Origin of the sequence: Mycobacterium sp. (assembly GCF_049683355.1) — a bacterium.
Classification (GTDB): domain Bacteria; phylum Actinomycetota; class Actinomycetes; order Mycobacteriales; family Mycobacteriaceae; genus Mycobacterium.
In genome coordinates this window covers 1-4,210 of the sequence record NZ_JBAUJB010000157.1, presented here as the reverse complement: position 1 = coordinate 4,210, position 4,210 = coordinate 1, and the positions used below count along the sequence as shown (strand labels likewise).

General features: G+C 65.8%; 4 protein-coding genes. All 4 read left to right on the top strand.

Annotated features, from left to right (window positions below):
- Positions 1–275, top strand: a 275-nt coding sequence (locus WA944_RS09705) for an HdeD family acid-resistance protein (RefSeq protein WP_526646828.1), incomplete at its 5' end; no start/stop codon positions are given.
- Positions 276–369: 94 nt separating this feature from the next.
- Entirely contained in the window at positions 370–1,824 is a 1,455-nt protein-coding gene (locus WA944_RS09700; protein ID WP_526646826.1) for a cytochrome ubiquinol oxidase subunit I, read from the top strand.
- A gap of 9 nt (positions 1,825–1,833) precedes the next feature.
- The gene (gene cydB, locus WA944_RS09695; protein WP_526373319.1) at positions 1,834–2,874 is read left to right on the top strand and encodes a cytochrome d ubiquinol oxidase subunit II; all 1,041 of its coding nucleotides are present in this window, start codon (positions 1,834–1,836) and stop codon (positions 2,872–2,874) included.
- A gap of 53 nt (positions 2,875–2,927) precedes the next feature.
- The coding region (locus tag WA944_RS09690) for an ABC transporter ATP-binding protein/permease (RefSeq protein ID WP_526646824.1) at positions 2,928–4,210 on the top strand (1,283 nt) is incomplete at its 3' end.

Below are 4,210 nucleotides of genomic sequence, written 5' to 3'. Positions count from 1 at the left end.
TGTCGGCGATCAGCGATCCCACCCTCCCCGGCCGTTGGTGGGAGGTCTTCATCGGCGTGATCAGTCTGATCGCCGGGGTGATCCTGCTGGCCTCGCCGTTCGAGTCGCTGGCGACGCTGACCATGGTCGTCGGCATCTGGCTCATCGTGATCGGCGTGTTCGAGGTGGTCTCGGCCTTCGGCATCCGCGCGGCGAGCAAGAAGATGACCGGTTCGGGCCGACCGGACGGGCCGATGGAACCGAAAGAAGAAGTTGCGGCTTCATCGCCTGAATAAAGAGGCCAAAAGCCCCTAGCGCCGCTGGCCGGAATAGCTACTACACTCTGTCGTAGACGTAGTAGATGGATCGGTAGAGCCCTGGGAGTGGCGCATGGACGCACTGGACGTGTCTCGATGGCAGTTCGGTATCACCACCGTCTATCACTTCATCTTCGTTCCGCTCACGATCGGGCTGGCCCCTCTCATCGCGGTCATGCAGACGGTGTGGGTGGCCACCGGAAACCCGGCCTGGTACCGGTTGACCCGGTTCTTCGGGAAGCTGTTCCTGATCAACTTCGCGATCGGGGTGGCCACCGGCATCGTGCAGGAGTTCCAGTTCGGCATGAACTGGAGCGAGTACTCCCGGTTCGTCGGTGACATCTTCGGAGCGCCACTGGCCTTCGAAGGTCTGATCGCGTTCTTCTTCGAGTCCACCTTCATCGGGTTGTGGATCTTCGGGTGGAGTCGGCTTCCGCGGCTGGTGCACCTGGCATGCATCTGGATCGTCGCGTTCGGCGTGAATGCGTCGGCGTTCTTCATCATCGCCGCGAACTCGTTCATGCAGCATCCCGTCGGCGCCAGATTCAATCCGGAGTCCGGTCGGGCCGAGCTCGTCGACTTCGGTGCGCTGCTGACGAACAACACCGCAATCTGGGCGTTCCTCCACGTGATCGGGGCTTCGCTGCTGACCGCCGGCGCGTTCGTGGCGGGGGTCTGCGCGTGGCTGATGGTCCGGTCCCCGGCCGGAGAGGGGGTCGAGGCGCAAACCATGTACCGCCCTGCGGCGATCCTCGGCAGCGTCGTCGCGTTGTTCGCCGCGATCAGCCTGCTGGCCACCGGAGACGTGCAGGGCAAACTGATGTTCGTTCAGCAGCCGATGAAGATGGCGTCCGCGGAATCGTTGTGCCACACAGAAACCGACCCCGATTTCTCGATCCTGACCGTGGGCACGCACAACAACTGTGACAGCATCACCCGAGTCATCGAGGTGCCCTACGTACTGCCGTTCTTGGCCGAGAGCAAATTCTCTGGGGTCACCCTGGAAGGAGTCGAGGACCTCCAGCAGCAGGCAGAGCAGCAATTCGGACCGGGGAACTACCGGCCCAACCTGTTCGTCACCTACTGGGCGTTCCGGGCGATGATCGGACTACTGCTGGTTCCCGTGGCATTCGCGCTGTTGACGCTGTGGCTCACCCGGCGGGGCCGGATACCCGACCAGCGGTGGTACGGCACGTTGGGCATCCTCACCATCCCGACACCGTTCCTCGCGAGCTCCGCGGGCTGGATCTTCACCGAGATGGGCCGTCAGCCGTGGGTGGTGGTGCCCAACCCGACAGGTGACCAGATGGTGCGAATGACGGTGCAGGAAGGCGTGTCCAACAACGCCGCCGGGACAGTGCTGTTCTCGCTCGGGGTCTTCACGCTGCTCTACGGCGCGCTGGCGGTGGTGTGGTTCTACCTGATGCGTCGATACGTCACCGAAGGTCCGCAGGAACACGACTCAGAGCCCGCCCCGCCGACACCGCCCGACAAGGACGACGTCGCGCCGTTGTCGTTCGCCTACTAGGAGAGATCGATGCCACTTCACGAACTGTGGTTCTATCTGATCGCCGTGATGTTCCTCGGCTTCCTGGTGCTCGAGGGGTTCGACTTCGGGGTGGGCATGTTGATGGCACCCCTGGGTTCGAGCGGTGAAGGTGATCCCGACGACCGCCGGCGCGCGATACTCAACACCATCGGACCCGTCTGGGACGCCAACGAAGTGTGGCTGATCACCGCCGGCGCCGCGATGTTCGCAGCGTTCCCCAACTGGTACGCCACGCTGTTCTCGGCGCTGTATCTTCCATTGCTGGCAATCCTTTTCGGCATGATCCTGCGGATCGTCGGAATCGAGTGGCGGGGCAAGATCAACGATCCGCAGTGGCGGCGGTGGGCTGACATCGGCATCGCACTGGGTTCGTGGCTGCCCGCCATCCTGTGGGGGGTCGCGTTCGCGATCCTGTTGCGCGGCCTTCCCATCGACGCCGACGGACAGTCCCTCGCCGGTGTCGGTGACGTGCTCAGCCCGTACACGCTGCTCGGTGGACTCGCCACCGCCTCGTTGTTCGCGTTCTACGGATCGGTGTTCATCGCGTTGAAGACCTCCGGTGTCCTTCGCGACGATGCCTTGCGATTCGGCCGCGGGTTGTCCATCCCGGCGATCGTGCTCGCCGGCGCGTTCGGGCTGTGGACCCAGCTCGACTACGGCAAGTCGTGGACGTGGCTGGCGCTGGGGGTCGCGGTGCTGGCGTTGCTGGCGTCGGTGGCCCTGGTGTGGCGCGGCACCAGGGAAGGCTGGGCCTTCGCGTCGATGGTGCTCGTCATCGCCGCGGTGGCGGTGCTGATCTTCGGCTCGATGTACCCGAACCTGTTGCCCTCGACGCTGAACCCCGACTGGAACGTCACCATCGAGAACGGCTCGTCGACCCCGTACACGTTGCGCATCATGACCTGGGCGTCGCTGGCCCTGCTCCCTCTGGTGATCGGTTACCAGGCATGGTCTTACTGGGTGTTCCGCAAGCGGATCAGCGCCGACGGCATACCGGCTTCCATCGGATTGTCGAGGCGCCGGTCCTGACAGAGAACACGCGCGCCCCCATCGACCCGCGGCTCTGGCGGGTCTCCGGCGCGATGCGTCGTTTTCTGGTCGCCACCACGGTGTGCGGCGTGCTGACCGCGGCGTGCACCATTTCGTCGGCGGTGGTGCTCGCCGGCATCGTCGCCCGGGTCATCACCGACCCCGCCTCACGTGGGCTCGACCAGCACCTCGGCTCCATCGTCGTCCTTTCGGCGCTGTGGACGGTTCGCACCCTGATCCAGTGGGTGCAGGGCAGGCTCGCGCAGCACGGCGCCAGCTCGGTGATCGCCGACCTGACCGACCAGGTGCTGACCATCGCCACCGCAATGCCGCCGCGTGAGCTCGCGCGCCGCCGTGACGATGCCGCCGTCGTCGTGACCCGCGGGCTGGACGGATTGCGGTTGTATTTCACGACATATCTGCCGTCGCTGTTCCTCGCCGCGATCCTGACACCGGCCACCGCTGCGGTGATCGCACTGTATGACTGGCAGTCGGCGGTGATCGTGCTGATTGCGCTGCCGCTGATCCCGATCTTCATGGTGCTGATCGGCCTGGCGACCGCGGAGAGGTCCGCGGCGGCGTTGACCGCGATGTCGACGCTGCAGTCCCGACTGCTCGACCTGGTGGCCGGGCTGGCCACGCTGCGCGCACTCGGACGCGCCCAGGGGTCGGTCGCCCGCATCGCCGAACTCGGTGAGGCGCATCGGCGTTCGGCGATGGCGACGATGCGGATCGCCTTCCTGTCGGCGCTGGTGCTCGAACTTCTCGCGACCCTCGGGGTCGCGCTGGTGGCGGTCAGCGTCGGCATGCGACTGGTGTACGGCGAGATGACCTTGGTGGCGGGCCTGACCGCGCTGCTGCTCGCGCCGGAGGTCTTCTGGCCGCTGCGCCGCGTGGGTGCGGCGTTTCACTCCGCACAGGACGGAAAAACAGCGGTGGAGGCCGCATTCCGGTTCATCGACGCGGCTGCCCCGGCGCCGAAGGGCACACAAATCGTGGTGGCGCCGGTGACGGTGCAGATCGACGATCGGGCGGTGCGGCCCGGCCGGGTGACGGTGCTGACCGGTCCGAACGGGATCGGCAAGACCACTCTGCTGCAGGGGATCCTCGGGCTGGAACCCGCGGGAGGCGTGCGGGTCAACGGTGTTGATGTGGCCGAACTGGATCTGCAGCAATGGTGGTCGAAGATCGGATGGCTGGCCCAGCGGCCCGTGCTGATCCCCGGCACCGTGCGGGAGAACCTGGAGCTGTTCGGCCCGGTGCCCGATCTGATGGCGGCGTGCCGGCTGGCGTGCTTCGACGGCGTTGTCACCGGGCTTCCCGACGGGCTGCAGAC

What these genes read in the sequence shown, in the direction of transcription:
- WA944_RS09700 (WP_526646826.1), top strand. Translation starts at nt 370, where the DNA reads ATGGACGCACTGGACGTGTCTCGATGGCAGTTCGGTATCACCACCGTC.
- cydB (WP_526373319.1), top strand. Translation starts at nt 1,834, where the DNA reads ATGCCACTTCACGAACTGTGGTTCTATCTGATCGCCGTGATGTTCCTC.